General features: G+C 62.7%; 1 pseudogene. It reads right to left on the bottom strand.

The window, feature by feature from the left end:
* Nucleotides 1–1,007 (bottom strand): annotated as a pseudogene (locus GMA8713_RS27865) (hypothetical protein); the annotation flags it as partial.

Below are 1,007 nucleotides of genomic sequence, written 5' to 3'. Positions count from 1 at the left end.
GTGACGGTGGCCGTGACCACCAGATTGGTGCCGGTGGCAGGCGGATCTATGCTCAGATCCAGACCATTATCCAGCATGTCCTGAGTCACGGTGCCGGAGAAGATGACGTTGCCATCCTGGTCGGTCACTTCAAGGGTGTCGCCCACGTCAGTGCCGCTGCCCAGGGTGACGGTAATGTCGATTTGACCGGACAGCTCGCCATCATTGATGTAGCCATCGTTGTTGGCATCTTCGGTAATCACCACGGTGGGCGCCGATGGCGACGGTGGGTTACCGCTGTAATCCAGCAGGGCCGAGTCGCTGCCCTGGGCACTGTTGCCGGCAGGATCAGTGACTGTGGCAGTGACTTCCAGTGTGGTGCCGGACGCTGGCGCATCAATGGCCAGTGACAGACCGTTATCCAGCATGTCCTGAGTAACCGGGCCGCTGAACAGGGTGTTGCCATCCTGATCGGTGACCACGATGGTGTCGCCCACGGCGGTGCCCGCGCCCAGTGCCACCGTGATGTTCACCTGGCCGTCCAGCTCGGCATCATTGATGGTGCCGTCGTTATTGGTGTCTTCGGTGATAGTGACAGTCGGCGCAGCAGGCGCGCCGGTGCCAACGCCGTCATCCAGTACGGCGCTGTCAGAGCCATTGGCGCTGTTGCCCGCCGGGTCAGTGACCGTGGCGGTGACGCTGATGGCGGTGCCGGTGGCCGGCGCGCTCATGGTGACCGGCACGCCGTTATCCAGCATGGCCTGGGTCACGGTGCCGTTAAACAGCGCATTGCCATCCTGGTCAGTAACAATCAGGGTATCGCCGACGGCGGTACCCACCCCCAGGGTGACGGTGATATTGATGTCGCCATCCAGCTCAGTGTCGTTGATGTAGCCGTCGTTGTTGGCATCTTCATCAATCACGACAGTCGGCGCCGCCGGGGCACCGGTGCCCACGCCGTAATCCAGGGTGGCGGAGTCAGTGCCTTCGGCGCTGTTGCCGGCGCTGTCGGTGACCGTGGCGGTGAT

The organism is Grimontia marina, from assembly GCF_900060185.1.
Classification (GTDB): Bacteria; Pseudomonadota; Gammaproteobacteria; order Enterobacterales; family Vibrionaceae; genus Enterovibrio; species Enterovibrio marinus.
This window is presented reverse-complemented; position numbering and strand designations above follow the sequence as displayed.